This window comes from Streptomyces pseudovenezuelae (assembly GCF_001513955.1).
Lineage (GTDB): Bacteria > Actinomycetota > Actinomycetes > Streptomycetales > Streptomycetaceae > Streptomyces > Streptomyces pseudovenezuelae.
In genome coordinates, this window is record NZ_KQ948151.1 from 69,990 (window position 1) to 94,104 (window position 24,115).

Annotated in this window: 24 protein-coding genes and 3 pseudogenes; 15 read left to right on the forward strand and 12 right to left on the reverse strand. The window is 72.7% G+C overall.

Going from position 1 to position 24,115, the window contains the following annotated elements; translation table 11 throughout:
- Window positions 1-384: 384 nt before the first annotated feature.
- From AQI94_RS32065 to AQI94_RS32110, 10 genes are all read left to right on the forward strand, one after another.
- Entirely contained in the window at window positions 385-969 is a 585-nt protein-coding gene (locus AQI94_RS32065) for an Rv1733c family protein (protein ID WP_031049927.1), read from the forward strand.
- Between the two features lie 190 nt (window positions 970-1,159).
- Window positions 1,160-2,485 carry a phosphoribosyltransferase family protein gene (locus tag AQI94_RS32070; protein ID WP_031049930.1) on the forward strand — a complete coding sequence of 442 codons (1,326 nt, stop codon included), beginning with the start codon at window positions 1,160-1,162 and terminating at the stop codon, window positions 2,483-2,485.
- 195 nt (window positions 2,486-2,680) lie between these two features.
- Window positions 2,681-3,148, forward strand: coding sequence for a hypothetical protein (locus AQI94_RS32075; RefSeq protein WP_225890334.1), 468 nt, complete (start codon window positions 2,681-2,683; stop codon window positions 3,146-3,148).
- 246 nt (window positions 3,149-3,394) lie between these two features.
- Window positions 3,395-4,060, forward strand: coding sequence for a response regulator transcription factor (locus tag AQI94_RS32080; protein WP_037943230.1), 666 nt, complete (start codon window positions 3,395-3,397; stop codon window positions 4,058-4,060).
- The gene (locus AQI94_RS32085) at window positions 4,057-5,445 is read left to right on the forward strand and encodes a sensor histidine kinase (RefSeq protein WP_031049940.1); all 1,389 of its coding nucleotides are present in this window, start codon (window positions 4,057-4,059) and stop codon (window positions 5,443-5,445) included. The genes AQI94_RS32080 and AQI94_RS32085 overlap by 4 nt, the downstream gene beginning before the upstream one ends.
- A 118-nt stretch (window positions 5,446-5,563) precedes the next feature.
- Window positions 5,564-5,950, forward strand: a complete 387-nt coding sequence (locus tag AQI94_RS32090) for a hypothetical protein (protein ID WP_062230063.1) — start codon at window positions 5,564-5,566, stop codon at window positions 5,948-5,950.
- Window positions 5,947-6,933 carry an FAD:protein FMN transferase gene (locus AQI94_RS32095; protein WP_031049942.1) on the forward strand — a complete coding sequence of 329 codons (987 nt, stop codon included), beginning with the start codon at window positions 5,947-5,949 and terminating at the stop codon, window positions 6,931-6,933. The genes AQI94_RS32090 and AQI94_RS32095 overlap by 4 nt, the downstream gene beginning before the upstream one ends.
- Window positions 6,930-7,619 (forward strand): ferric reductase-like transmembrane domain-containing protein, encoded by a 690-nt coding sequence (locus AQI94_RS32100; protein WP_031049944.1) that lies wholly within the window; start codon window positions 6,930-6,932, stop codon window positions 7,617-7,619. The genes AQI94_RS32095 and AQI94_RS32100 overlap by 4 nt, the downstream gene beginning before the upstream one ends.
- A complete protein-coding gene (locus AQI94_RS32105) occupies window positions 7,616-8,956 on the forward strand; it encodes an NADH-ubiquinone oxidoreductase-F iron-sulfur binding region domain-containing protein (protein ID WP_062230064.1) in 1,341 nt (446 codons plus the stop codon). The genes AQI94_RS32100 and AQI94_RS32105 overlap by 4 nt, the downstream gene beginning before the upstream one ends.
- Entirely contained in the window at window positions 8,947-9,165 is a 219-nt protein-coding gene (locus tag AQI94_RS32110; protein WP_031061742.1) for a ferredoxin, read from the forward strand. Before AQI94_RS32105 ends, AQI94_RS32110 begins: the two co-directional genes overlap by 10 nt.
- A 138-nt stretch (window positions 9,166-9,303) precedes the next feature.
- Here the strand turns inward: AQI94_RS32110 and AQI94_RS32115 are convergent, their stop codons facing one another.
- The 3 genes from AQI94_RS32115 to AQI94_RS32125 form a co-directional block, all read right to left on the reverse strand.
- Window positions 9,304-9,819: a hydrogenase maturation protease gene (locus AQI94_RS32115; protein WP_037945462.1), complete on the reverse strand. Its 516-nt coding sequence runs from the start codon at window positions 9,817-9,819 to the stop codon at window positions 9,304-9,306.
- Window positions 9,820-10,017: 198 nt separating this feature from the next.
- Window positions 10,018-10,440, reverse strand: coding sequence for an Hsp20/alpha crystallin family protein (locus AQI94_RS32120; RefSeq protein WP_031061735.1), 423 nt, complete (start codon window positions 10,438-10,440; stop codon window positions 10,018-10,020).
- Window positions 10,441-10,586: 146 nt separating this feature from the next.
- A complete protein-coding gene (locus tag AQI94_RS32125) occupies window positions 10,587-11,294 on the reverse strand; it encodes a CBS domain-containing protein (protein WP_051833059.1) in 708 nt (235 codons plus the stop codon).
- Between the two features lie 272 nt (window positions 11,295-11,566).
- Here AQI94_RS32125 and AQI94_RS32130 point away from each other — a divergent pair, with 272 nt between their 5' ends.
- Together AQI94_RS32130 and AQI94_RS32135 are read left to right on the forward strand one after the other, a co-directional pair.
- Complete coding sequence (locus AQI94_RS32130; protein WP_031061729.1) at window positions 11,567-12,457, forward strand: universal stress protein; 891 nt, start codon at window positions 11,567-11,569, stop codon at window positions 12,455-12,457.
- A gap of 148 nt (window positions 12,458-12,605) precedes the next feature.
- Window positions 12,606-12,839: a 2-oxoacid:acceptor oxidoreductase family protein gene (locus AQI94_RS32135; RefSeq protein ID WP_234438869.1), complete on the forward strand. Its 234-nt coding sequence runs from the start codon at window positions 12,606-12,608 to the stop codon at window positions 12,837-12,839.
- A gap of 151 nt (window positions 12,840-12,990) precedes the next feature.
- Here AQI94_RS32135 and gap read toward each other — a convergent pair whose 3' ends face one another.
- Both gap and AQI94_RS43365 read right to left on the reverse strand, forming a co-directional pair.
- Window positions 12,991-14,019 carry a type I glyceraldehyde-3-phosphate dehydrogenase gene (gap, locus tag AQI94_RS32140; protein WP_062230065.1) on the reverse strand — a complete coding sequence of 343 codons (1,029 nt, stop codon included), beginning with the start codon at window positions 14,017-14,019 and terminating at the stop codon, window positions 12,991-12,993.
- A 121-nt stretch (window positions 14,020-14,140) separates the two neighbouring features.
- Window positions 14,141-14,733, reverse strand: a pseudogene (locus AQI94_RS43365) (response regulator transcription factor).
- Window positions 14,734-14,995: 262 nt separating this feature from the next.
- Between AQI94_RS43365 and AQI94_RS32150 the strand changes: the two are divergent.
- Window positions 14,996-15,661, forward strand: coding sequence for a DUF4389 domain-containing protein (locus tag AQI94_RS32150; RefSeq protein WP_031061722.1), 666 nt, complete (start codon window positions 14,996-14,998; stop codon window positions 15,659-15,661).
- Between the two features lie 125 nt (window positions 15,662-15,786).
- Here AQI94_RS32150 and AQI94_RS32155 read toward each other — a convergent pair whose 3' ends face one another.
- From AQI94_RS32155 to AQI94_RS32180, 7 genes and pseudogenes are all read right to left on the reverse strand, one after another.
- Window positions 15,787-16,701 carry a universal stress protein gene (locus AQI94_RS32155; protein WP_062230066.1) on the reverse strand — a complete coding sequence of 305 codons (915 nt, stop codon included), beginning with the start codon at window positions 16,699-16,701 and terminating at the stop codon, window positions 15,787-15,789.
- Between the two features lie 154 nt (window positions 16,702-16,855).
- The gene (locus AQI94_RS44295; RefSeq protein ID WP_031057106.1) at window positions 16,856-17,779 is read right to left on the reverse strand and encodes a carbamate kinase; all 924 of its coding nucleotides are present in this window, start codon (window positions 17,777-17,779) and stop codon (window positions 16,856-16,858) included.
- A gap of 3 nt (window positions 17,780-17,782) precedes the next feature.
- Window positions 17,783-18,799 carry an ornithine carbamoyltransferase gene (gene argF, locus AQI94_RS44300; RefSeq protein WP_031057108.1) on the reverse strand — a complete coding sequence of 339 codons (1,017 nt, stop codon included), beginning with the start codon at window positions 18,797-18,799 and terminating at the stop codon, window positions 17,783-17,785.
- Window positions 18,800-18,821: 22 nt separating this feature from the next.
- Window positions 18,822-19,133, reverse strand: a pseudogene (locus AQI94_RS46440) (arginine deiminase family protein); the annotation flags it as partial.
- 10 nt (window positions 19,134-19,143) lie between these two features.
- Window positions 19,144-19,515: pseudogene (locus AQI94_RS46445) on the reverse strand (amino acid permease); the annotation flags it as partial.
- An 896-nt stretch (window positions 19,516-20,411) separates the two neighbouring features.
- Window positions 20,412-21,413, reverse strand: a complete 1,002-nt coding sequence (locus AQI94_RS32175; protein ID WP_031057113.1) for an Acg family FMN-binding oxidoreductase — start codon at window positions 21,411-21,413, stop codon at window positions 20,412-20,414.
- Window positions 21,414-21,511: 98 nt separating this feature from the next.
- Window positions 21,512-22,141 (reverse strand): nitroreductase family protein, encoded by a 630-nt coding sequence (locus tag AQI94_RS32180; protein WP_051832787.1) that lies wholly within the window; start codon window positions 22,139-22,141, stop codon window positions 21,512-21,514.
- Window positions 22,142-22,471: 330 nt separating this feature from the next.
- On the opposite strand from AQI94_RS32180, the gene AQI94_RS32185 reads away from it, so the two are divergent.
- The gene (locus AQI94_RS32185; RefSeq protein WP_031057116.1) at window positions 22,472-23,041 is read left to right on the forward strand and encodes an Rv1733c family protein; all 570 of its coding nucleotides are present in this window, start codon (window positions 22,472-22,474) and stop codon (window positions 23,039-23,041) included.
- A 149-nt stretch (window positions 23,042-23,190) separates the two neighbouring features.
- Window positions 23,191-24,087, forward strand: coding sequence for a DUF1918 domain-containing protein (locus AQI94_RS32190; RefSeq protein ID WP_031057119.1), 897 nt, complete (start codon window positions 23,191-23,193; stop codon window positions 24,085-24,087).
- The last annotated feature ends 28 nt before the right edge of the window (window positions 24,088-24,115 follow it).

Below are 24,115 nucleotides of genomic sequence, written 5' to 3' on the forward strand. Positions count from 1 at the left end.
ATCGACAGACAGCAGACGGCTCGGCACCGCATGGAGGCGCGGGTGCTCCCTGCCCGTCGCGTCCGTCGGCCGGCTCCTCTCCTCTCCTCTCCTCTCCGGGACAACGGCGCGTGGGCCGACCGGCCTGGGCTCCGTACAGCTCGCAAGGGCGCTGAGTCCTGCGAAGACCTCGTATGCCTCTTGCCTGCGGTCGAGCGGGAGGTGCGGGTGACCAGCTATGAAATCGGCGGCCGGCCGCCGCCGTCCCCGCTCCGGTGAGCACGGATCTGCCGAGCACAGGCCGACCGGCCCCGGATCCCACCCGGACGGCCCCTGTCCCGTCCCGCTGCCCCGGGACACCTTCGGAGAGTGGCGAGCACAGGGACGGCGGAGGAGGGCTGACGGATGCGTGGCAGTGGCAGAACGACGAAGCGACTGTGGCGGTGGCGGAGCAATCCGCTGAGACGACCCGACGACACCATCGAAGCCTGGATCATCCTGGCGATGTGGGCAGTATTCGCGGTGGGGGGCGCTGTCGCCGGACTGGTGACGGCCCACACAGTCGCCGAGGGATTCGCCCACCAGCGCGCCGAACGACATTCCGCCCGGGCCGTCCTGCTCAGCGCCGTCCCGCCGGCTGTGCCCGCGGTCAAGGGCCCCGGGAGCCGGGCTCGGGCGAAGGTCCGCTGGACGGCCCCTGACGGCACCACCCACGACGGATACGCCCAGGTCGAGCGCGGGCTGCGGGCCGGGGCCCGGACAACGGTCTGGCAGGACGACCAGGGCGCCCTCACCACCGAACCGACCGGTCCGGCCGAGGCCGCCGCCGAGGCTGTCCTTTTCGGGGTGGCCGCGGTGTTCACCGTCTCCGGCGTCACGTTCGGCGCCGGTGCCGCCGTACGGTCGCGACTCGACCAGCGGCGCTTCGCCGAGTGGGGCAGGGAGTGGGACCTGGTCGGCCCGCAGTGGGGTGGCCGCAAGGCCGGCTGATGCCGGGATCACCGACAACACGGTTCGTCGTGCGTGCCGTCGACAGGGTCCATGGGGCCCCGGGACAGGGCCGAACGCCTCTGCCGCGCCCCCCGCAGGCGCGTTGCAATGGAGGAAGCAGGGAGGACTTCCTGCTGTGGTGCGGTGGTCGCGTTCGCCGCGCCGTGACGCTCGGCCGGGGAGGCCGCATATGCGTTTCGACGACCGCAGAGCAGCCGGGCTACGGCTGGCCCGGTGCCTGGATTTCCTGCGCGGGCAGGACGTGGTGGTGCTGGGGCTGCCGCGCGGTGGCGTGCCCGTGGCCTTCGAGGTGGCCCGAGAACTGGACGTGCCGCTGGATGTGCTCGTGGTCCGCAAACTGGGAGTGCCCTCTGAGCCGGAGTGGGGCTTCGGCGCCGTGAGTGAGTACGGGGGCCGCGTCCTCAATCCGGACGTACTCAAGGAGGCGGGGGTGGACCCCGCTGCCCAGTGCGCCGTGGAACGGACCGAACGGGCCGAAGTGGACCGGCGGGTCCGCCGCTACCGCGACGGGCGCGAGCCCGTCCCTGTGGCCGGCCGCACCGTGGTCGTCGTGGATGACGGCCTGGCCACCGGCGCCACTGCCGAGGCCGCCTGCCGGATCGTCCGTGACCGGGGCGCGGCCCGGGTGGTCCTCGCCGTACCCGTGGGGCCGGAACGGACGGTCACGCGGCTGCGCGGGACGGTCGACCAGGTGATCTGCTTGCAGACGGTGCGATTTTTCGGTTCGGTAGGCGCCTGGTACCACGACTTCACACAGACCCCCGACGACGAGGTGACCGCCCTGCTGGCGCGGGCCCGTCGTGCGGAGGAGGCGCCGCCCGTCCCCCGACCACCGGTCGACCGGGAGGTGCGGGTGCCGGTCGGCAGGGTGGAACTGGCCGCCCGACTCGTCGTCCCTGACGCGGCCCCGGCGGTGGTGGCGTTCGCCCACGGCAGCGGCAGCAGCCGCCACCGTTCCCGCAACCGGTATCTCGCGCAGACCCTCCACCGCGCCCGACTCGGCACACTCCTGTTCGACCTGCTCACCGAGGACGAGGAACGCGACCGGCACAACGCCTTCGACGTCGTACTGCTGGCCCGGCGCCTGCATGCCGCCGCTCTGTGGCTGCGCCATGAGACCCCACTGCCGGTGGGCTTCTTCGGGGCCGGCACCGGCACGGCCGCCGCCCTGGAAGCCGCGGTCCTCCCCGGCACCGACATCCACGCGATCGTCTCCCGCGGCGGCCGACCCGGGCTGGCAGGTCCCGTCGCCCTGGCGCAGGTGCGAGCCCCCACCCTGCTGATCGTCGGCAGCCGCGACACCCGGGTTCTCAGCCTCAACCGGCTCGCCGCCGACCAGTTGTGCTGTGAGCACCGGATCGCCGTGGTCCCCGGCGCGTCCCATCTCTTCGAGGAACCCGGCGCCCTGGCTGCCGTCGCCGAACTGGCCCGGGACTGGTTCACCGCCCACCTCGTCCGTCAGGAGAACGGCACGGCACCGCGCCGGACGGCATGACCGCGGCGGAGCAATGCGGCATGACCGCGGCCAAGTCGTGCGGCCTTGTCGGAGTCTCCCCCAGGCCACTCGACGCCCGTGTCGCAAGGCCCAACGGTCCCTGGTAGCACACCGCTCGGCCCTCCCGGCCGCCTTCTGCCCGCGGTGCACTGGAAGTGAGGAAAACTCGCGTTGTCCGGGAAACAGGAGAGTGACATGACCACGTCCCGCACCTTCCGCCACATCAAGCCGGGCGCCACGTTGCCGCCTCCCCGGGCGCACACGTCGGCCACGGCCACCCTCGCGGCAGGCACGGCCCCGCGGGCGGGCAACCCGCTGTCCGCCGTCGACCACGTCGCCGACTTCTACGGCGCCTACACCGACGCGTTGACCGACCGGGGCCGTGGGCAGCTCGTCGACGCCCTGCGCCGCCACTACCTCACGCCCGAGCTGCACCGCAGCCTGGCCCGCTGGGAAGCGACGCACCACCGGGACGGGGTACTGCGCGCCGCGGGCACTCCAACAGCCTGGCAGGTCGACTACAACGACAGCGGCACGGGGCACTGCTGGAGCCGGGTCACCCTCACCTGGGAGGACACCGGGAACCAGCCCCATCACACCCACCTCGTGGTCCAGTCCGACCTCGAGACGCGACGCGTCTCCGGTATCCGGGAGGACCGGTAGCCGCGGCGCCGTGAAACAGCGCACGACGGTGGTTCCCCCGAACGCCGGTGCCGCGTTCGTGCCGGCGTCGAACCCCAGGACCGCGCGCGCCCGGCCGGTCGCGGACCGCCTGCTCTGTGGTCCCCGCGACTCAGGGATGGGTCGAACGGCCCTGCCGTATGACTCCGAGGACGGCGCAGACTGGATCCCAGGAGGCGGATCGCACACATGCAGGGGCAGGCCCGAGGATCGTCCAAGGAGACGCGAGTGCTGGTCGTGGAGGACGACCGGGGCATCGCGGAGTCCCTGGAGCGCGGTCTGCGGCAGGCCGGATACACGGTCGAGGGCGTCCGCACCGGCCGTGCCGCCCTCGCGGCCGCATCCTGCGACGTCGTGCTCCTCGATCTGGGGCTGCCCGACATCGACGGAGTCGAGGTCTGCCGACGGCTTCGCGCCCGGTCGGACGCCGCGATCATCGCCGTGACGGCACGGGGTGAGGAGGCGGACCGGGTGGTCGCGCTGGACGAGGGCGCCGACGACTACCTGGTCAAGCCGTTCGGGCTGGCCGAGCTCCTGGCCCGGATGCGTGCGGTGCTGCGCCGCCGACGTCCGGCCGGTCCGGAGATCCTGCGTCACGGGCCGCTGGCGGTCGATCTGCGCACCCGGCAGGTCGCGATGGACGGGCGCCCGGTCGCGCTGACGCCTAAGGAGTTCTGCATCCTGGAGTGCCTGGCCGCCGATCCGGGGCGGGTGGTGACCCGGCAGGAAATCCTGGAACGGGCCTGGGACGCCCACTGGTACGGGCCCACGAAGGTGCTGGACGTGCACATAGCGGCGCTGCGCCGCAAGCTCGGCGCACCGGGGCTGATCGAGACGGTGTACGGGCACGGGTTCCGGCTGGGGGCGGTCGAGGGGCTCCGGGAACCGCCGTGACCCGCCGGATCACCCTGACGCTTCTCGCGCTGACCACCGTTCTGCTGGTGCTGGCGGTCGTACCGCTCGGGGTGCTGATGACGGCTCGGGAACGCGTGGCCTTCCGCGACGACCAGCAGGCGACCACCCGGGCGATCGCCGCGGCGGCCGAGGAACACCTCTCCGATCACCGGCCGGCCACCGCCATGCGCAAGGAACTGCACGCCGCGGCCGAGGCGGGGGACTGCGCCGCCGTGTACGACGCGTCCGCGCGGCTGGTCGCGAGCACGGAGTGCACCGCCGCTCAGGGTGAAGAGGCGCGTGAGCTGGTGGATCGGGTGCTGGCCGGGCACGAACCGGCGCCGCCGGAGAACGAGGGCCGGCTGCTCGCCGCGGAACCCGCCGGTGACGTCCGACAGCCCGCGGGTGCCGTCGTGCTCGCTCGTTCCGCCGCACCCCTGAACGCCCGCATCGCCGGGATCTGGGGCTGGTCCGCCGGGATCGGCCTGCTGGGGCTCGCCGCGTCCGTGCTGCTGTCCGTACGCCTTGCCCGCTGGGTGAGCCGCCCCCTGTCGACCCTGGACACGGCTGCCCAGCGGCTGGGCGAGGGTGTCCTCGGCGAGCGGGCGGCCGTCGACGGCGGGCCACCGGAGGTACGCCGGCTGGCCGCCACGTTCAACACGATGGCGGCCCGTACGGAAGCCCTGGTGCACGGCCACCGGGCCGTGATCGCCGATGTGTCGCACCAGCTGCGCACCCCCCTGGCCGCCCTGCGGCTGCGGCTCGACGTCCTGGCGGCCGGGGCCGAGGGTGACACCGCGGAGGAACTCGCCGCCGCTCAGGGAGAGATCGCCCGGCTGTCCCGGCTGGTCGACGGACTGCTGGCGGTGGCCCGCGCCGAACAGGCGACCCCCCGTCCGGTCGCCGTCCGGGTCGACGAGGTGGTGGCGGAGCGCGTGGACGCCTGGTCACCTGTGGCCGAGGAGCGCAACGTGCTGCTGACCACCCCCTCGAGACCCGCCCTGGCCGCTTCGCTGGGCAGTGGACACCTGGAGCAGATCCTCGACAACCTGATCGCGAACGCCCTTGACGCCGTTCCCGACGGCGGGAGCGTGACGGTCGGCCTTCGAGCGGCGGGCCGCTTCGCGCGGGTGCGAGTGACGGACGACGGTCCCGGCATGGACACCGACGCCAAGGCGGTCGCGTTCCACCGGTTCGGCAGTTCCCGGGCCAGAGGCACCGGCCTGGGGCTGGCCATCGTCCACCGGCTCGTCACCGTCAACGGTGGCACCGTGGAGCTGGCGGACACTCCGGGGGGCGGGCTGACGGTCGTGCTGGATCTGCCGCTGTGGTCGCGAGGCGAGCCCCGGCGGCACGCGGCGTCCGTGCCGGAGACCGGTGCGTGAGTGCCCGAGATCTTTACCGGTTCTGAAGAAGAGGTGAGCAGGTTCCCGGGGACCGGCGGCACAGCCTGGAGATGTACGCAGCCGAGTTCGGGCCACCGATCCTCCAGGAGTCGCTGCCATGTCCTTTCCGCCTCATGACTTCGGCCACAGAGCCCCGTCCCCCGGTGCGGTGCGCGCACGCGACCGCGGGGTGAAGCGGGTCCACAGCCTCACTCGGTGGATCGCTGCCGCCGCGCTCGCCGGCACCGCCGCCCTCGGAGCCGTCTACACCCATCTGCTGCCCGGCAGTTCGACGCCGTCCACCCCGGCGGGACCCGTCGTGCACGAGCCGGCGCCCGCCTCCTCCACAACGTCCGACGCGACCACGGGAGACGACTCCGGCAGCCACGAGGGCGATGACGACGACGGCGCGGCACCGCGGACGACACAGCCGGCCCTGCAGGCTCCGGCGCAGCCACCCACCCCCACCCAGCAGCAACCCCAGTCCACGACGGGGGCGTCATGACCCGTCGAGCCGCGTCCCCGTCCCTCACACCCGGGCCCGCCGAGGCAGTGTTCCCCGCCCTCGGCACCACGGCCACGCTGCTGGTGACGGCCCCGTCCGCCCTGGCCGCCGCAGAGGCGGTCCTGCGGGCCGAGCTGGCCGCCGTGGACTTGACGTGCAGCCGCTTCCGGCCGGACTCCGAACTCACCCGGGTGAACCTGGCCGCGGGCACGACGGTGACAGTGAGCGAGCGTTTCGCCGAAGCGCTGGACGCCGCGCTACGTACCGCCGAACTCACCGGCGGAGCCGTGGACCCCACCGTCGGCCGCGCGGTGATCGCGCTCGGCTACGACCGCACCTTCTCCTCCCTGCGCCCCGACGACGTACGCCCCTTGCCGGTGTTCCGGCCCGCTCCCGGCTGGCGCAGCATCGTCTGGAACGCGCGTACCCGGCGGCTGCGCCTGCCTCCGGACACGTACCTCGACCTGGGCTCATCCGCCAAGGCCCTCACCGCCGACCGGGCCGCCCGCCGGGCCGCTGCCGCCGTCGGCTGCGGCGTGGTGGTCAACCTGGGCGGCGATCTGGCGGTGGCCGGGACACCGCCGGACGGCGGCTGGCGGATAGCCCTCGCCGACGACCACGCCGTGCCCGCGCGATCCCGTTGTCCGGCCGTCGCGGTGACCAACGGCGCGCTGGCGACCTCCGGGGTCCGGGTGCGCACTTGGCGGCGGGCCGGACGCACCGTGCACCACATCGTGGACCCGGTGACCGGCGAGCCCGCCGTGCCCGTCTGGCACACCGTCACCGTCGCGGCCGCCGACTGCGTGGACGCGAACGCCGCCAGCACGGCGGCGATCGTGCTGGGCCACTCGGCCGAGGGCTGGCTGCGCCGCACGGGACTCCCCGCCCGCCTGGTGGCCCCGGACGGCCAGGTCACACGTCTCGGGGGCTGGCCGCCCGACGCCTCCGCTCCCGAGACCGCGGCTCCTGGAGGTACGCGATGACGACCCTGGCCCTGACGGGCAGCCCGCTCTGGTACGCCAGCAGGGTCGGCGGCACCCTGTCGCTTTTGCTGCTGACCGCCACGGTCGTGCTCGGCATCGCCTCCGGAGGGCGCGCCGCACCCCGCCGGATCGGCCGTTTCGAGATCGGCCTGCTGCACCGCAACCTGTCCCTGCTGACGCTGGTGTTCCTGGTCATGCACGTGGTCACCGCGGTACTCGATCCGTTCGTCCATCTGGGGTGGGCGGTGACCGTGGTCCCGTTCGGCGCGTCGTACCGTCCGTTCTGGCTCGGTCTGGGCACGGTCGCTCTCGACCTGGTGCTGGCGGTCCTGGTCACCAGTGCGGTGCGGCTGCGCATCGGGGTGCGCCGCTGGAAGGCCGTGCACTGGCTGGCGTACGCGGCCTGGCCCCTCGCCCTCTTCCATGGCGTCGGAACGGGCACGGACACCCGGCTGTCCCTCCAGCTGTGGCTCTACGCCGGCTGCCTCGTGTCCGTGGTCGGCGCGGTGTGGTGGAGGCTGGCGAGGTCCGGCCCCGGACATGTCGCGGGACGCCTCGTCGCCGCGGTGACCGCGATGGCCGTACCGGTGCTCCTCACGGCGTTCCTGGCCGCCGGGCCGCTGCAGCCCGGGTGGGCCAGGCGCGCAGCCGCCACGATGCTCCTCCATCTGGGGGGTGGACGATGAACTCCTCGGCGCCGACGCCTTCCGCCGCGTACCGCACGACCGCGACGGGCACGCCTGCAGGCGCCCGGCTCCTGGCGGGCTGGTACGACACCGGAAGGCCGGCCGACCTGAACGAGCACCTGCTGCGATACGGGCCTCCCCCGGTCGCCATGGCGCGCGGTCACCGCCACTCGATGCCTCTGTTGCGGGCCGTGGAGGCGGCCGGGCTCACCGGACGTGGCGGCGCCGGCTTCCCGACCGCCGCCAAGTTGCGTGCGGTGGCGGCGCGACGGGGTCGAGCCGTGGTCGTCGTGAACGCCATGGAGAGCGAACCGCCCAGCCGCAAGGACCAGTTCCTCCTCGCCGTCGCACCACACCTCGTCCTCGACGGTGCCGTTCTCGCCGCCGAGGCGGTCGGCGCGGACACCGTCCACATCTGCCTGCCACGCGGCCGTCCCGCCCAGTACCAGCAGCTGCACACCGCCCTCGGCGACCGCGGGCGGGCTCACCTCGATGTCGTGTCGCTGCTGCTGCACGCCCTTCCCCACACCTACGTCTCCAGCGAGTCGACGTCTCTGGTGCGCTGGCTCAACGGGGGCGAGGCCCGGCCGCTGGGCAACCCGCCACGCAGTCACGAGCGCGGTGTCGCACGACTGCCCACGCTCGTCCACAACGCCGAGACGCTGGCCCATCTGGCCCTGGTCGCCCGTTACGGCCCCGACTGGTACCGGCAGACAGGGACATCCGACGAACCGGGCACGACGCTCGTCACCGTCTCCGGGGCCGTGGCCGCGCCCGGGGTCCTGGAGGTCGCGCTCGGCACGCCGCTCGCGACGCTCCTCGACGGCGCCGGCGGGCCCACGGAGCCGTTGCGGGCAGTGCTGCTCGGCGGCTTCGCGGGCGTCTGGCTGCCGGCCGGACACCTGCGCACCCCCCTCACCCGGCACGACCTGGCCGAGCTGGGCGCCGCGCCGGGCGCGGGCGCGCTCGTCGCGCTTCCGCGGGCCGCCTGCGGGCTGACCGAGACGGCCCGGGTCCTCGCCTACCTGGCCGCGCACAGTGCGCGTCAGTGCGGTCCCTGTCGTCTCGGACTGCCCGCGGTGGCCGAGGACTTCGCCGCCCTGGCCGCCGGACGGCCCGACCCGGACCTGCTCTCCCGCCTGCACCGGCGCACCGGCCTGCTGCCGGACCGGGGCGCCTGCCGCCACCCCGACGGCGCGGCCCGACTCGCCGCCTCCGCCCTGCGCACCTTCGCCGACGACGTCGACCACCACCTCACGCGGGGCGCCTGCCCGAACGCCCATCGGCCGCCCCTGCTCCCCGTACCACCCGCCGAGCCCCCGGAGGCATGGAGATGACCCGCGCCCGGACTCTGCGCATCGACCGGATCGCCTGCACGGGCCACGGCCTGTGCGCCGAACTCCTCCCCGAACTCGTCGACCTCGACGAATGGGGTTACCCCGTCCTCGCACAGGCGGCCGTCCCGGCACGTCTGGAGTCCCATGCCCGCCGCGCCGTCGCCGCCTGCCCCGTCCTGGCCCTGCGCACGGAGCGCCCACCGCGATGACCTGTTCGTCCTCTGTGGCCGGTGGGGCGCAGGGTGAGGGTGGTTCCGGTCGCGAGGTTGATCTCCGTGGGGGAAGCGGCTCTTGGCCGTGCACCGCGCAATCATGATCCGCGAGAAGCGGGTGGTCCTTCCCGTCGCTCATACCCGGGCTTCGTCGGCCGTGCCCCGGGCCGCGGCGCCCCGGTGGCGGACGATGTCCGCCTCGACGCACTCCGCCAGTGGCCCCACCGTCGCGACGACCGGCGCGGACAGCCCGTGACCGAGCGAGATGTCCGCGCCGTCGACGGCATACGCCACCAGGTGTCCCGGCAGCCGCCCGAGCGCCCGGGCCAGGCTGACGGCCGCGCCCAGGCCGTGCGGATGCATCGTGCCCGCCCGCCACAGCGCCGCGTTGTCCAGTTCGAGGCGGTAGATGCGGCCGGGACGGCTCGGACGGGCGTGGGCGGGCTCCAGCACGACGGCCAGCTCCGCGTTCTCCCACAGGCGGATCAGCTGGGCCGGATCGGGGTCGCATGTGGCGAGCAGCGTGCCTGGCGGCAGGGGGCGTTCGGCGGCCCGCTCCCTCAACCGTGAGAGCACCGCTCGGGCGACGCCCTCGTCATGGCGGCCAGGATCGCCGACACCGATGATCGCGATGCGGGTGGAGACGGTCATCGTTCCTCTCCCTCCACTTCGGGTGTCTCCAGAATCGGCGGAGCGGAGCGTTCCGGTCATTGGGCCGAAGGACCTCTGGACGGCCCGGACGGCCCTGCACCGGGTCCGCGGCTCAGCACCGTTCCTGGTCCGGACAGACGTGTGCGCGGCCGGTACAGCGGCCGCGCACACGGGGTACGGCTGGGCGCCTGCCCGCACTCAGCCGTGCCGCACGGGAATGGTCTTCGTGCCCGTCTTCGTCTCGGGCACCGGGATCGTGACGGTCAGAACGCCGTCCTTGTAATCAGCGGTGGCCTCGTCGCCCTTGGCGCCGGCCGGCAGCCGGACGGAGCGGGCGAAGGTACCGTAGTGGAACTCCGTGCGGTGCTTCTGCGTCGACTCCTCACTGCGCTCCGCCCGCAGGGTCAGAACGCCTTCCGTGACGGTGATCTCGACATCCTTGGCGGGGTCGATGCCCGGGAGTTCCGCCCGCAGCACGTACTGCTCCTCCGCCAGGTGCTCCTCGATGCGGATGCCGTGCAGACCCGGGACGGTGTGCCCCCCGGGGAAGCCGGTCTCGACCCAGCCGAACAGGTCGGGCAGCGTCGGCCAGCCCGGCAGTCGCTCGATCATTCCAGCCATCTCTTCCTCCTCCTTTTCTTGGCCACTTCCAGCGTCCCGCGAGGCGGCGGGAAGCGCGTGGGCCGACCGGTGCCCTACTGAGCCCGGAAGGCCCTGGCGTCCAACGTCCTTTCACCGAAAGCCGGTTGGGGCGACCCCCTCATGACTCACCGCCGACTCCCGATGGCCGCGCGCTCCGTCCCGTCGTCCGGCAGATCCGGGTCGGGGCGGCGGGGGCTCACGAGCGCGCAGTCGGCGTCCACGACGCCTTCGACCGCCCGCACCAGGCGTGTGGTGACGGGCACGAGGCCGGTGTCGGCGATCGTTCCGGTGAGGGTCACGACTCCGTCGTGGACCTCCACCCGGATCGGATCCAGCGGCGCGGGGAAGAGAGGGGCAACGATCTCGCGTCGGATCTCCTCCGCGATGTCCTCGTCGTCGCGCAGGAAGACCTTCAACAGGTCGGACCGGCTGACGATGCCCTGCAACCCGCCCTCGTCGTCGACCACGGGCAGGCGCTTCACCTTGTGGAGCGCCATGATCCGCGCGGCCTGTCCCAGGGTCGCGAACGCGGGGACGGTCAGTGCCGGGGCGGTCATCAGCTCTTCGGCGGTCACCGCGCCGGCCTTCACCAGGTCGGCCAGGCGGCGCAGTTGGGTGTACCGGTCCGGGTCGCCGTCGCGGAACTCCTCCTTGGGCAGCAGGTCGGCCTCGGAGACGACCCCGATCACCCGGCTGCCGCCCTCCAGCACGGGCATGGCGCTGACCTTCCAGCGCTGCATGGTCCTGACGATGTCCTTGAACGTCGCTTTGCGGGCGAGGGCGACGACGGTGCGGGTCATCACATCGCTCACGATGTGCGGAGTGCCGTGCATGGCATCCTCCAGGGTCTTCGCGTCGCACAGCATGCTCGTCTCGCGACACCTTCAGAGTCGGGCACGCGCCGGGCCGCGGCATGGGCCGAGCGGCTCCGATCCAAATTCCGGTGGGCTCCTTCGCCGGACCTGGCCCGATCCGGCAGAGAGGGCCGTTCGACCCGCTGCCGAGGCCGAGCAGCCCCTGCCCGGGTGGGGTCCTTCGCCGGGACGCTGATGGTGCAGGGATCCGCCGGAAGATGTGCGGACATCCGTCCGGGGAGGTGTTGGCCGTGCTTCGCCCCGTAGTCGTAGGTGTGGACGGTTCGCCCGAGAGCCTCGCCGCCGCCGACTGGGCGGCCGCGGAGGCCTTGCGGCGCGGTCTGCCACTGCGCCTGGTGCACGCGTGGGAGGGTCTGTCGTCCGACGCGTCGTCGTTGCCGGAGCTCGAGGCACCGCGGCACCGGGCGGGGCGACTTCTGCGCGCGGCCATGGACAGGCTCGACGAACGCCACCCGCAGGTTCGTCTCAGCGCCGAGCAGATCGCACGGCCCGCCCCCGACGCCCTTGTCACGGCAGGTGCCGAAGGCGAGCTGCTGGTTCTGGGCAGCAGGGCCTTCAGCGGGCTCGGCGGATTCATGGCCGGTTCGGTGGCGCTCACGACCGTGGCCCACGCGACCCGGCCGGTCGTTCTCGTACGGGCCGGCCGCAGCGCCGAGGACGACCATCTGCCGGGCGAGGACCGCCGGCCGTCGGCGCGCACCCCGTACCGGGACGTCGTGGTCGGTGTGGACCTCGCGCACCCGTGCGACGAAGTGCTCGCATTCGCCTTCGAGAGCGCGGCGCTGCGCTGCGCGCCGCTGCGGGTGGTGCACTCCTGGCACGTGCCCTACGCGCAGGGTGCGGCGGTGGCCAGGATGAGCGCGGTGGCCGGGCAGGCCGCGGAGCAGGGGCTGGACGGGATGCTGCGCCCGTGGCGCGAGAAGCACCCGACAGTGCGGATCCGGGAACTGGTGGAGAACGGACGTCCGGCACAGATGCTCCAGGACGCCTCGCAGGAGGCCTGCCTCGTGGTCGTGGGCCGCAGGGTCCGGCCGGCCAGGCTCGGCACCCACACCGGGCCGGTCGCGCACGCGGTGATGCACCACGCGCGCTGCCCGGTCGCGGTGGTCCCGCACGAGTGACTCCCGAGCCTGGTCCGTCCTGGGACGGACGGACCAGGGACCCTCGGCACGGAGGCCCACTCTGGAAGGAGGGTGCCGTGTTCCAGGTACGCATCCATGGCCGCGGCGGCCAGGGCGCCGTCACGGCCGCGGAGTTGTTGTCGGGTCGGTGGCGGCGTTCATGGAGGGCCGGTTCGCGCAGGCGTTCCCGAGCTTCGGATCGGAGCGGACGGGGGCGCCGGTCATGGCTTTCTGCCGGATCGACGACCGGCCGATCCGGGTGCGCGAGCCCGTCGTGCGGCCGGACGCGCTGATCGTCCAGGACCCGACACTGCTGCATCAGGCCGACGTCTTCGAAGGACTGCGCCCCGGTGGCGTGCCGAGCACCGGAGGTGCGCCATGACCGGACCTGGCGTGGAACGGGCCTGTCATCGTCGGACTCGACGGCTCCCCGGCAAGTGTCACCGCCGCGTGGTGGGCAGCCCGTACCGCCGTGGATCGAGGGCGGCCAGGCCTGTGGGGCTCGCGGCGAGAGGTGCCGCGCTCCGTGCGGATCAGCCTTGCGGCAGCCGGGCGGCGACGTACTCGGTGAGGTCGAGCAGGCGGTTGGTGTAGCCCCACTCGTTGTCGTACCAGCCGAAGACCTTCACCAGATCACCGTGGGCCTGCGTCAGCGGGGCGTCCAGGACGCACGAGGCGGGGTCGCCCACGATGTCGCGGGAGACGATCGGGGCGTCGGAGACCCGCAGGATCCCCTTCAGCGGCCCGTCCGCGGCCTCCCGGAAGGCGGCGTTGACCTCGTCCGCGGTCACCTCGCGTTCGAGGACCACGCTCAGGTCGGTCAGCGAACCGTCCTCCACGGGCACCCGTACGGCGATCCCGTCGAGGGTGCCGGCCAGCTCCGGCAGGACCAGGCCGACCGCGCGGGCGGCCCCGGTGGAGGTGGGGATGATGTTGACGGCGGCGCTGCGGCCGCGGCGCAGGTCCTTGTGCGGGCCGTCGAGGACCACCTGGTCGTTGGTGTAGCCGTGGATCGTGGTCATCAGGCCCTTGACGATGCCGAAGTGCTCGTCGAGCACCTTGACCATGGGCGCCACGCAGTTGGTGGTGCAGGAGGCGTTGGAGACGACGTGGTCGTTCTCCGGGTCGTAGGTGCCCTCGTTGACGCCCACCACGACGGTGGCGTCGACGCCCTTGCCGGGCACGGACAGCAGCACCTTGCGCGCCCCGCCCTTCAGATGCGCTCCGGCCTGCTCCCGCGTGCGGAAACGGCCGGTCGACTCGATGACGACATCCACGCCGTACTCACCCCAGGCCAGCGCGGCCGGGTCGCGTTCCGCGGTGACCGCGATGCGGTGGCCGTCGACAGTGATCGAGTCATCGTCGTGCTCGACGGCGCGGCCGATGCGCCCGTACGTCGAGTCGAACTCGAGCAGATGGGCCAGGGCCGCCGGCGAGGTGACGTCGTTCACCGCCACGACCTCGATGGGTGTGCCGGGGCCGTTCTCCGCGCGCTCCAGCACACAGCGCAGGTAGTTGCGTCCGATACGGCCGAAGCCGTTGATGCCCACGCGCACGCTCATGTCGTCGTCCTCCCGATCCGGGCCCGGCACTGTCCGGGGTCCGCGAACCAGCCTGCGGGTGGCGGACCGGACGGGGCTTGGGCCGTACGGGGGCGAGCCGGGGGACGTTCGGCCCGGTGTGTCAGTGGCCTCCCCACCTCGACCGGTCCTGGGCCTGCGTGGCGATCACGGCCGCCTGGATGCGCGCTTCCACCCCGAGCCTGGCGAGCAGGCGGGAGATGTGGTTCTTCACCGTTCTTCTCGGCCAGGAAGAGCCGCCGGCCGATCTCCCGGTTGGTCAGGCCCTCCCCGATCAGGGCGAGGATCTCCCGCTCCCGAGCGGTCAGGCCCGGCAGCGCGGCCGGTTCCGCCTCCTGCTGACCGCGGCGCGCCGGGTGATCAGCCTCGCGGTGGCACTCGGATCCAGCAGTGCCCGGCCCGCGGCGACCGCACGCACGGCCGACACCAGATCCGAGCCCTGGATCTGCTACAGGACCTACCCGGAGGCACCCGCCATGATCGAGTCCAGCAGGGCACCCTCGTCGTCGAACGAGGTCAGCATCGGACAGGCCAGGTCGGGCATGCCCGAGCGCAGCTAGTCGAGGCCTCTCTGACCACCATGATGTCCGGCTCGTCGTCGAGGAGGTCACGCACCCCACGCCGTACGACCTCGTGGTCGTCCAGCAGGAAGACCCGGGTGGGGTCGCCGGGTCCGGGCCGCTCGCCGTCCGCCATCGGCTGCTCCCTGTCCTTCGCTGCGCGTCCTTTGCTCCGCGCCGGGTTCCTGGCCGAACGTCCGTCCTTCGGGTACCCGTCCGGGTCACGCGCACGCGGGCTTCCACCGGAGCCGGGGGTCGCCCGAAGGGCCCACGCGACCGGGACCGATGGTCCCCGAGCGGACCCCACTGGCCCTCCCCCGGACCGCCGCTCGACGGCCACGCTGGGATCGGGCCCGAATCGGCGCATACGGCGTCGTGGGCCGAAGGAGTTGATCGCCATGACGACCCTGGCGGGAATACCGGACCGTCCCGTGCGCGTGAACGCGGTGCTCGACACCTCGCTGTCCCGATGGCTGTGGCTGGTGAAGTGGATCCTCGTCATCCCTCACTACGTGGTGCTGTTCTTCCTGTGGATCGCCTTCACCCTGGTCAGTGTGATCGCGTTCTTCAGCATCCTGTTCACCGAGCGCTATCCGCGGCCCCTGTTCGACTTCAACCTCGGTGTCCTGCGCTGGAGTTGGCGCGTCGCCTACTACTCGTACGGCGCCCTGGGCACCGACCGCTATCCCCCGTTCAGCCTGGGCGAGGAGCCCGACTACCCGGCGCGGCTGGACATCGCCTACCCCGAGCGGCTCTCCCGGGGACTGGTGCTGGTGAAGTGGTGGCTGCTGGCCATCCCGCACTACATCGTCATCGGGTTCTTCCTCGGCGGCTGGCACCTCGGCTGGTGGGACGGCGGTCTGGTCGGCGTGCTGGCACTGATCGCGGCCGTGACGCTGGCCTTCACCGAGAAGTACCCCCGCGGCCTGTTCGACCTGATCCTCGGGCTGAATCGCTGGGTGCTGCGGGTGGCCGCCTACGTCGGCCTGATGACGGACGTCTATCCGCCGTTCCGCCTCGACATGGGCGGAACCGAGCCGTACGAGCCCGCGGACCGGCTGTGATCACCTGTTGGCGGCGGCGTACCTGATCGTGCCCGGGCTGCCGCACCCCGGCGGGTGACCGGCGCGGCAGCAGCAGCCCGGCGCCGTCCGGTCCGTGCACCGACTCCGTGTACTGCGCGTGTGCCTCAGTCGTGCGGGACCACCGCGACCGGGGTGGCGGCGTGCTGTAGCACGGCATGGGTCACCGGTCCGACGTGTCCCCCGAGGTGGGACCGGCGGTTGCGGCGGCCCACGACGACCAGGGCCGCGTCACGGGAGGCGTGCACGAGGTGCCGGCCCGCGCTGCCGACCACGGCCTGCTCGCGCACCCGGACGCCGGGGAACTTGTCCTTCCAGGGCCGCAGCACCTCGGCCAGCCGGTCGCGCACCCGCTCGGACGGCTCTGCGTCGGGCCCGGCGTCGAAGGCCGCGCCGTAGCCGTGGGGCGAGGGCGGGGTCCAGCCGTGGACCACCCGCAGGTCGGCCGCGCGGCGCTGGGCCGCCTCGAACGCGAACCCGAGGACGGCCTCGCCGGGGTTCTCCGGATCCAGGCCCAGCACGACGTCACGGGAGGGCGTGCCGGTGGACGCGGCCCCCGTGGCGTCCGGCAGGTGCTCGTCCGCGGTGTCCGCACCGGCGCGTACGAGGACCACGGGCCGCTCACTGCCGGCCACTGCGGCGTGCGCGACGGAGCCGACCAGGAATCCGGCGACTCCGCTCAGCCCCCGGGAGCCGAGGACCAGCAGGTCGTCGTCCGCGGCGGCGGAAAGCAGGACCGCGGCGGGCGGTCCCGCCACCTGAAGGGTGGTGATCGTCAGAGCGGGGTGGCTCTCGGCCAGTCGGGACCGGGCCTCGCGCAGCATGTAGTCGGCCCATTCGCGCTGCGCGTCGACGGCGACCGGGGTGAAGGCACCGACCAGTGGCGCCCAGGTGCCTGGCTGCGGCTCCCAGGCATGGACCAGACGCAGGGACGCCTCGCGCTGTTCTGCTTCGCGGGCGGCCCAGTCGGCCGCGGCGAGGCTCTGGGGTGAGCCGTCGAGACCGACGGTGAGGGTGGACATGTGCGGACCTCCTTCGGGGATGCGTCCTCAGTCTCCGGGGCCGGGCCCGTGGGGCAGGAGGGGCCTGATGTCCCTACCGGTGGCCGAACGGCCCACAGGCGGCGCGCTGGTGACAGGACAGCAGTGCACCCCCCGGCCCCTGTTCCCACGCCCGTCAGGCCGCCGGCATCTCCGGGCGGACGAGCGTGCCCGAGCGTCCGTGCACGATCTCGTACGCCGCGTCGAGGGCGCCGATCGCGGCCAGGCCCCCGGTGCGTTCGACGAACCGGGCGGCCGCCTCGGCCTTGGGGCCCATCGAGCCCGCCGGGAAACCACCGCGGCGCAGCTCGGCGGGGGTGGCGTCGAGGACGGGTCGCTGCTTCGGGGTGCGGTAGTCCGCGTAGATGTTCGGCACGTCGGTGAGGATGAGCAGGAAGTCCGCCTTGAGGTCCTCGGCGAGCAGCGCGGCCGTGTGGTCCTTGTCGACGACGGCCTCGACCCCGTTCAGCGCACCGGTGTCCTTGTCGGCGGTGACAGGCACGCCCCCGCCGCCGGCGCAGATCACCAGCGTGCCGATGCCGAGCAGGTCGTGGATCGTGTCGGTCTCCACAATCCGCTCGGGCACGGGCGCGGCGACGACGCGCCGCCATCCGGTGGTGTCCTGGGCGATGTGCCAGCCGCGCGCCCGCGCGAGCGACCGGGCCACGTCCAGCGGGTAGACCTGGCCGACGTACTTCGTGGGGTGCCGAAAGGCGGGGGCGTCGGCCCGGACGATGGTGTGGGTGACCAGCGCGGCGATCCGGCGCCCGGGCAGCGTGTCGTGCAGGGCGCGCACCAGCAGGGAGCCGATCATGCCCTGGGTCTGGGCGCCGAGCAGGTCGAGCGGGTAGGGGGCGCTCAGGCCGGGATCGGATGCGCTCTCCACGGCGAGCAGGCCGATCTGCGGGCCGTTGCCGTGGGTGAGGACGACCTCGTGTTCCTGTGCGAGCGCGGCGATCGCGGTGGTGACGCGGTCGATGTTCGCCTGCTGGACGTTCGCGTCGGGGCGTTCCCCCCGGTGCAGCAGGGCGTTTCCGCCGAGGGCGATGACGACACGCATGGTTCAGCCCTCCAGGGTGGCGACGAGGACGGCCTTGATGGTGTGCAGCCGGTTCTCCGCCTGGTCGACGACGAGGGACGCGGGCGAGGAGAAGACCTGGTCGGTGACTTCGAGCGCGTCCAGGCCGTAGCTGTGCAGCACGTCCCGGCCGAGGCGGGTGTGGTGATCGTGGAGGGCCGGCAGGCAGTGCATGAACCTGACGTGCGCGTTGCCGGTGGCCGCCAACGTCTTGTCGTTGACCTGGTACGGCAGCAGCAGCTCGATGCGCTTCCCCCAGCTCTCGGCGGGCTCGCCCATGGAGACCCAGACGTCGGTGTGCAGGAAGTCGGCCCCGCGCACGGCGGTCTCCACGTCCTCGGTGAGGGTGATGCGGGCTCCGCTGCCCTCGGCGAGCGCACGGCACTCGGCGACCAGTCCCGGCTCCGGCCACAGGGCCCGGGGTGCGGCCATCCGCACGTCCATGCCGAGCAGGGAACCCATCGACAGGAGGGAGTTGCCCATGTTGTTGCGGGCGTCGCCGAGGTAGCAGTAGCTGATCTCGGACAGGGGCTTCGGGCTGTGCTCACGCATCGTGAACACGTCGCACAGGCTCTGGGTGGGGTGCGCGGTGTCGGTGAGGCCGTTGTAGACGGGAACGCCGGAGTGGGCGGCGAGTTCGGTGACGAGCGACTGCGCGGAGCCCCGGTACTCGATGCCGTCGAACATCCGACCGAGGACGCGTGCAGTGTCGGCGATCGACTCCTTGGTGCCCACATGGGTGTCGCCGGGGCCCAGGTACGTGGTGGCGGCACCCTGGTCGGCGGCGGCGACCTCGAAGGCGCAGCGGGTGCGGGTGGAGGTCTTCTCGAAGATCAGCGCGAGGTGCTTTCCGGTCAGCCGGGGCTTCTCGGTATCTGCGCGCCGGGTGGCCTTCAGGTCGGCGGCGAGTTCAAGGAGATGCTGGATCTCACGGGCGGTGAAGTCGAGTTCGCTCAGGAAGGAGCGGCCTCGCAGGTCGACGATCGTCGGGGCACTGGTCATGACGGGTCCTCGTGGAGTGGGCTCAGGCGACTGGGTCGGGTTCGATCAGGCAGCTCATGCAGCGGGGTCCGCCACGGCCACGGCCGAGCTCGGCTCCGGCGATGGTGACGATCTCGATGCCCTGCTTGCGCAGATAGGTGTTCGTGGTGACGTTGCGCTCGTAGCCGACGATCACGCCGGGGGCCAGGGCGAGGAAGTTGCTGTCGTCGTCCCCCTGCTCGCGTTCGGCGTTGCGGATGTCCTGCGGGGCGGAGAGCATCCGGACCTTGTCCAGGTCGAGAGCCTCGGCCAGGGCGGTCGCCAGGCCCGCGTTCGCGGCGACGTCGAAGCCCGACTCGTACACGCCGGTGGCCGTGAGCGACGAACACTTCCACGTACCCGACCCAGGCGACCACGATCGCGGCGTTCCCGGCCCACGCAGTGATCCAGGACGACCAGGCGTTCAGGAACCCCGTGAACTCGCCGAAGGCCTCACGCGCGTAGACGTAGGGCCCGCCGCTCGCCGGTACCCGCTTCGACAGCGCCCCGAACGTCAGGGCCAGCGCCAGCGCACCCACCGTGACGGCGACGAACGCCACCAGCGAGATCGGCCCGTAGGGGGCGAGCGCCGACGGCAGGGCGAGGACTCCGGTTCCGATGACGAGGGCGGACGCGGCGGGCAGTCCCAGTGCCGCCCGAGGGGCGGGCCCCGCCCCGCTCCGTGTGGTTCTGGACATGAACGCTCCTTCGGCGCGTGACGGGGGATCGGTCGATCTGTGATCGATCCTTCTGTGCGGCCACGACGGCGGTGAGCGGCCACAGGTCCCCGGGCGGACCCATTGGTCCCGGGCCAGTTGCCCGATCGGCCCACCCCTGGGGTAGGGATCCGCTCCGCGGTGCGTCCTGGGAGCACCTGGGAGGCCGGTCCTCGTGCCCGGCGGGGGCTGTTCGGTGTCCCGCTCACGTACGTGGTCCGCGCGGCCGAGTGCGTCGAGCCGGCGGTCCGCGACGGTGGGCCTGCCAACGGCCCGTTCGGCTCCCGGGGTGACCCGCGTGGACCCTTACCCGGACGGCGGCGGGTACCGAGGCTGACAGTGACCGCCTGTACCGGGCGGAACCGCCCCCTGTCAGGACCGGCGTCATGGTCGCCGTAGCCACAGTGCTCCAACTGCTGATCGTCGCGGGCGCGTTGTACGACACGGGCCACCTGCTCGCGGGGGCCGAGGGCCGCCGCTCGTCGTGGCCTCGGCTCCGCCGGCGCCGCGGCACTCGAGGCGGCCGAGCGGCGGCTGGTGGAGCAACGGCTGTGCGGCCGGATCGACGCGGCCGCATACCGGGCGAGCATGCGGTGCCTCGCGGACGGGCGGCGCCCTCGACGGTCGCGCTCGGGTTCCCGGTGAGACGATCGGTGTGCGGCAGCGGGAACACGTCGGCGAGCGGGCATGCCGGTGCCTCCGCATCCCGGCTCCGGTCCTCGCCGTCAGGAAGTGATCGCCATGAAGTTCCGGCACGCGTCCGGTCGGCAACTGGCCGGGCGAGGCTGGTGTGGGCGGACGAGGGCGCGCCGGGGCCGGTCAGGCACTGGGCGCACCGCCGGGATGCGGGGCTTCCTGCGGCCCGGTCGCTGCATGTCTCACACGATGTCGAGGACGTCGGCCACGGACCGGCGGGGTGTGGACGGGCCGCGGGGGCCGTAACCGAGGCGCAGCACCATCTGCACCTGGCCGGCGCCCGAGACCGGGTCGCGGGCCAGTGTGCGCAGGTCGGCGCTCTCCAGCGGGTGAGAGGTCAAAGAGGTGGCCAGGTCGGCCCGGGTGGCCTCGAGCAGGACACGTTCAAGGGCCTGTCCGGCGCGCAGCCAGTCGGCGGGCCCGTCGCCGGAGGTGCTGAGCAGGGCCAGATGAGGTGTGTGCTCGAAAGTGGTGCTGCCGCGGTCGGCCACCGTCCGGCGACCCGCGAAGTCACGCAGGGGAGCCTTGCCGTCCCGTTTGCGCGGCCCGAAGGCGTACTCGGGGACGCCGTCGACGGCGATGTCCGCCTCCACCCCGAGCCGGGTCCAGCGCTCGAGGTCCTGCCTCGCGTCGGGGTCCGTCGCGTCCCGGCGTTCCGCGTCGTGGACGAGGTCGAGCACCGTCTCGACGTGCCAAAGACGGGGGAAGAGCAGGGCGGCGCCCTCCGCGGCCGCGGCCTGCTTCAGTGCGGCCTGCAGGTCTTCGGGCACCTCCTTCTCCGCGAAGGGGTGACGGCTGGTGTGCCGCTGCCGGATCGCGGGGTGGAGCCGTACGAGATCGTCCTCCGCGCCCCTCGTGACCGTTCCGCCGGGCTCTGCCAGCTGGACGGTGGCCATGAGCCACAGGTCGCCCGGATCAGGCAGCAGCCGCGTCCGCGCACCCAGTCCTGCGTGGGCTGCGGCCACGCGCAGATTGAACAGGGCCGCACCGCAACCGATGTGCAGCGCCCGGTTGCCGGGGTCGGAGCCGGGCATCGCCCGCTCGGGATCGGCACGCAGCATCAGGAGCCCCCCGGCGGTCTCGTAGCGGAAGCGCCAGGGTTGCGCGTTGTGCATGGAGGGGGCTGCGGTGGCCTCGGAGACCAGCGTGATGACCGTGTTCTCGTCGAGCTGTCGCTGTTGCATCGCGTCCTCCTCGCTCCGGGACACGTGTCGAGGACAACATGACGGCACCCACCGTGCAAGGCGCCGACCGGCCCCCCATCAGGGCCGTTCGCCCCTCTTCAGGCCGACGCCCACCGCGGCAGCCCGGCGTCGGTCACGTCGTCCGGGTCCCGGTGCACCCGACCGCGGCTCTCGGTGCCGCGGTCGGCGTCGAGGCGGTTGCGCTGCTCGGCCTCCGCGGTCACGCGCAGCAGGCGTGCCGTGTCGGCGGCCTCGGGGAAGGCCGGTGAGGCGCCTTCCGCTTGAGCCGCCTCGGCGAGTTCGGCGCGTGCCTGCGGCGGCAGTGGTTGGCCCGTGAACGGGAAGCGGCTGCTGTGCCTGCGCCAGATGGCCGAGTAGAGGTCGGCGCGATGCTTCGTGGTGGGCCGGCGCAGGGCTCCCGTCCGCCGGGCGGCAGCGAGCAGTCGGGGGTTCTCGGGGCGCGGCAGCAGGCGTAAGACGGGTGACCAGCCGAAGTGGGACACGGCCACGCGGAGATTGAAGACGGAGGCACCCACCGAGAGGTGCAGGGCCCGGCCGGCCGGATCGGCGTGGCGCAGGCTTCGCTCCGGGGCCGCGCGCACCTGGAAGGCGACGTTCTTGGCGTCCAGCCTGAAGCGCCACGGCTGGGTGTTGAAGAACGAGGGTGCGGCCATGGCCGCCGCGATGCAGGTTTCCAGGGTCTCGGCGTCGAGGGGCACGGACAGCACGATGCCCTCCTCCCCCACGGGTTTCGGAGACAGATGCTGTGGACCTTCGAACGTGCGAGCCCGGCGGCCAGGGAGTGAGGGGCCGATGGTCCCCTCACTCCAGCCGGTCAGACCACCGTCGACCGTCGAAGCAACGGCTGGGATATGAGTGTTCATGAGGGTTTCTGACGGACTCGGCAGCTGCCTGCAGCTGCGGCTGCGGGGCTGAACGACCCATCGCCGTGGGGAACTTGGCCCCGGTCGACCCCACCACTCCCCCTGTACGGCCCATGCCGACGAGAGCCCGGGGCTGCCATGGTCCTGAGAGTGACGACGAGGAGGTGCGTACCGATGCGCGCAGGTGGGCGAGGGAAGAAGTGGCTGTGGCGGTGGCGGTCCAACCCCCTGCGCCGACGGGACGACGTTCTCGAAGCATGGCTCTTGCTGGCCGTCTGGGTGCTCATCGCGGTGGGTGGCACGCTCGCCGGGCTGCTCACCGCGCGGGCCGCCGACGACGTGTTCGCGCAGCAGCGCGCCGAGCGCACCCCCGTGCGGGCGGTACTCCTCACGGGCGCCCCACGAGCCGAATCGAAGAGCTACCGGGCCCTCGTGAAGGTCCGCTGGACCCTCGCGGACGGCTCCACGCGCACTGGCACAACCCTGGTGGACGGCGGGCAAAAGGCCGGATCCACGGTGATGCTCTGGACGAACACGCAGGGGAATCCGACCACCCAACCGCCGAGCGGCACAGATGCGGCAGTCGAAGCGGGATTCTTCGGAGCCGCGTCGGCCCTCGCCGTGACCGGCTTGACGTTCGGCGCCGGCGGTGCCGCACGCTGGTGGCTGAACCGGCGGCGCATCGACCAGTGGGACAGCGAATGGGATCTGGTCGGTCCGCGGTGGGGGCACAAGACGGGCTGACCGCGCCCCCGTCGGGGCCGCTCGGACCAGGACCGGCCGGTCCTGGTCCTGGTCCTGGTCCTCCGGGAGGAGTGCTTCCCTTCCCGTGCGGTGACACGCCGCGCGTGGCACGTTGGGTACAGCACCAATCCGAGGAAGCGGTGGCGATCATGCGAGCTCAACTCGGCGATCAACTCGTTGTCGAAAGCCCGGCCACAGGCGCAACCAGGCGCGACGGCGAGATCGTGGGACTGCATCACGAGGACGGTACGCCTCCCTACGACGTGCGCTGGTCGGACACGGACGAGGTGACGCTCGTGTTCCCCGGACCCGACACGCACATCCGTCACATCGAGCCCCGGTCCGGGAGAGCGGGTGAGCAGGCTGGTGGCGCGTCCGGCGGGATGCCGCCGGATCGAGCGCCCAACCCCGGTGACGTCGGCCGACGTATTGCCGCCGAGCGCAGGCGACAGGGTCTGGCGCGGGCAGAAACTGCCCGCCGCGCCAAAATGGCGCCGGAATACCTGGCGTACCTGGAAGAGCGGCCGGCCGAACCGGGCCTGGCAAGTCTCATCAGGCTGGCCGACGCGCTCGGCACCACCGTCGCGGCCCTGCGTGGCGGCGGCGCCGATCTGCCCTCGGGCCAGGGCCATGCGCTCCTGCACCCACAGTTGCAGGATCTCGGACCCGATGAATGCCGTGCCCGGCTTTCCACCCACGGCGTGGGACGCGTCGCGGTGTCGACACCCGATGGCCCGGCCGTGCTCCCGGTGAACTACGAGGTCGTCGACGACGCCATCGCCTTCCGGACCATGCCAGGCTCGGCCCCGGCGGCGGCCGTGGGGGCCGATGTCGCCTTCGAGGTCGACCATGTGAACGAGATCATGAGCCAGGGCTGGAGTGTGCTCGCCGTCGGCCCCGCACGGGTTGTCACGGACCCCGACGAGGTGCGAAGGCTGACCGATCGGGCCCACACCGAGCCCTGGGCGGGGGGCGAGCGCGAGATGTGGGTGTCGATCCGGCCCAGGAGCCTGACGGGGCGCCGCATCAGTCCGGCCGATCAGTGAGTAGCCGCGGACTTCCGCACCCGGCGCC

Excerpts from the sequence above, each read along its gene's own strand:
- AQI94_RS32065 (WP_031049927.1), top strand. The coding sequence starts at position 385 with ATGCGTGGCAGTGGCAGAACGACGAAGCGACTGTGGCGGTGGCGGAGC.
- AQI94_RS32070 (WP_031049930.1), top strand. The coding sequence starts at position 1,160 with ATGCGTTTCGACGACCGCAGAGCAGCCGGGCTACGGCTGGCCCGGTGC.
- AQI94_RS32075 (WP_225890334.1), top strand. The coding sequence starts at position 2,681 with ATGACCACGTCCCGCACCTTCCGCCACATCAAGCCGGGCGCCACGTTG.
- AQI94_RS32090 (WP_062230063.1), top strand. The coding sequence starts at position 5,564 with ATGTCCTTTCCGCCTCATGACTTCGGCCACAGAGCCCCGTCCCCCGGT.
- AQI94_RS32095 (WP_031049942.1), top strand. The coding sequence starts at position 5,947 with ATGACCCGTCGAGCCGCGTCCCCGTCCCTCACACCCGGGCCCGCCGAG.
- AQI94_RS32100 (WP_031049944.1), top strand. The coding sequence starts at position 6,930 with ATGACGACCCTGGCCCTGACGGGCAGCCCGCTCTGGTACGCCAGCAGG.
- AQI94_RS32105 (WP_062230064.1), top strand. The coding sequence starts at position 7,616 with ATGAACTCCTCGGCGCCGACGCCTTCCGCCGCGTACCGCACGACCGCG.
- AQI94_RS32110 (WP_031061742.1), top strand. The coding sequence starts at position 8,947 with ATGGAGATGACCCGCGCCCGGACTCTGCGCATCGACCGGATCGCCTGC.
- AQI94_RS32115 (WP_037945462.1), bottom strand. The coding sequence starts at position 9,819 with ATGACCGTCTCCACCCGCATCGCGATCATCGGTGTCGGCGATCCTGGC.
- AQI94_RS32120 (WP_031061735.1), bottom strand. The coding sequence starts at position 10,440 with ATGGCTGGAATGATCGAGCGACTGCCGGGCTGGCCGACGCTGCCCGAC.
- AQI94_RS32125 (WP_051833059.1), bottom strand. The coding sequence starts at position 11,294 with ATGCACGGCACTCCGCACATCGTGAGCGATGTGATGACCCGCACCGTC.
- gap (WP_062230065.1), bottom strand. The coding sequence starts at position 14,019 with ATGAGCGTGCGCGTGGGCATCAACGGCTTCGGCCGTATCGGACGCAAC.
- AQI94_RS32150 (WP_031061722.1), top strand. The coding sequence starts at position 14,996 with ATGACGACCCTGGCGGGAATACCGGACCGTCCCGTGCGCGTGAACGCG.
- AQI94_RS32155 (WP_062230066.1), bottom strand. The coding sequence starts at position 16,701 with ATGTCCACCCTCACCGTCGGTCTCGACGGCTCACCCCAGAGCCTCGCC.
- AQI94_RS44295 (WP_031057106.1), bottom strand. The coding sequence starts at position 17,779 with ATGCGTGTCGTCATCGCCCTCGGCGGAAACGCCCTGCTGCACCGGGGG.
- argF (WP_031057108.1), bottom strand. The coding sequence starts at position 18,799 with ATGACCAGTGCCCCGACGATCGTCGACCTGCGAGGCCGCTCCTTCCTG.
- AQI94_RS32175 (WP_031057113.1), bottom strand. The coding sequence starts at position 21,413 with ATGCAACAGCGACAGCTCGACGAGAACACGGTCATCACGCTGGTCTCC.
- AQI94_RS32185 (WP_031057116.1), top strand. The coding sequence starts at position 22,472 with ATGCGCGCAGGTGGGCGAGGGAAGAAGTGGCTGTGGCGGTGGCGGTCC.
- AQI94_RS32190 (WP_031057119.1), top strand. The coding sequence starts at position 23,191 with ATGCGAGCTCAACTCGGCGATCAACTCGTTGTCGAAAGCCCGGCCACA.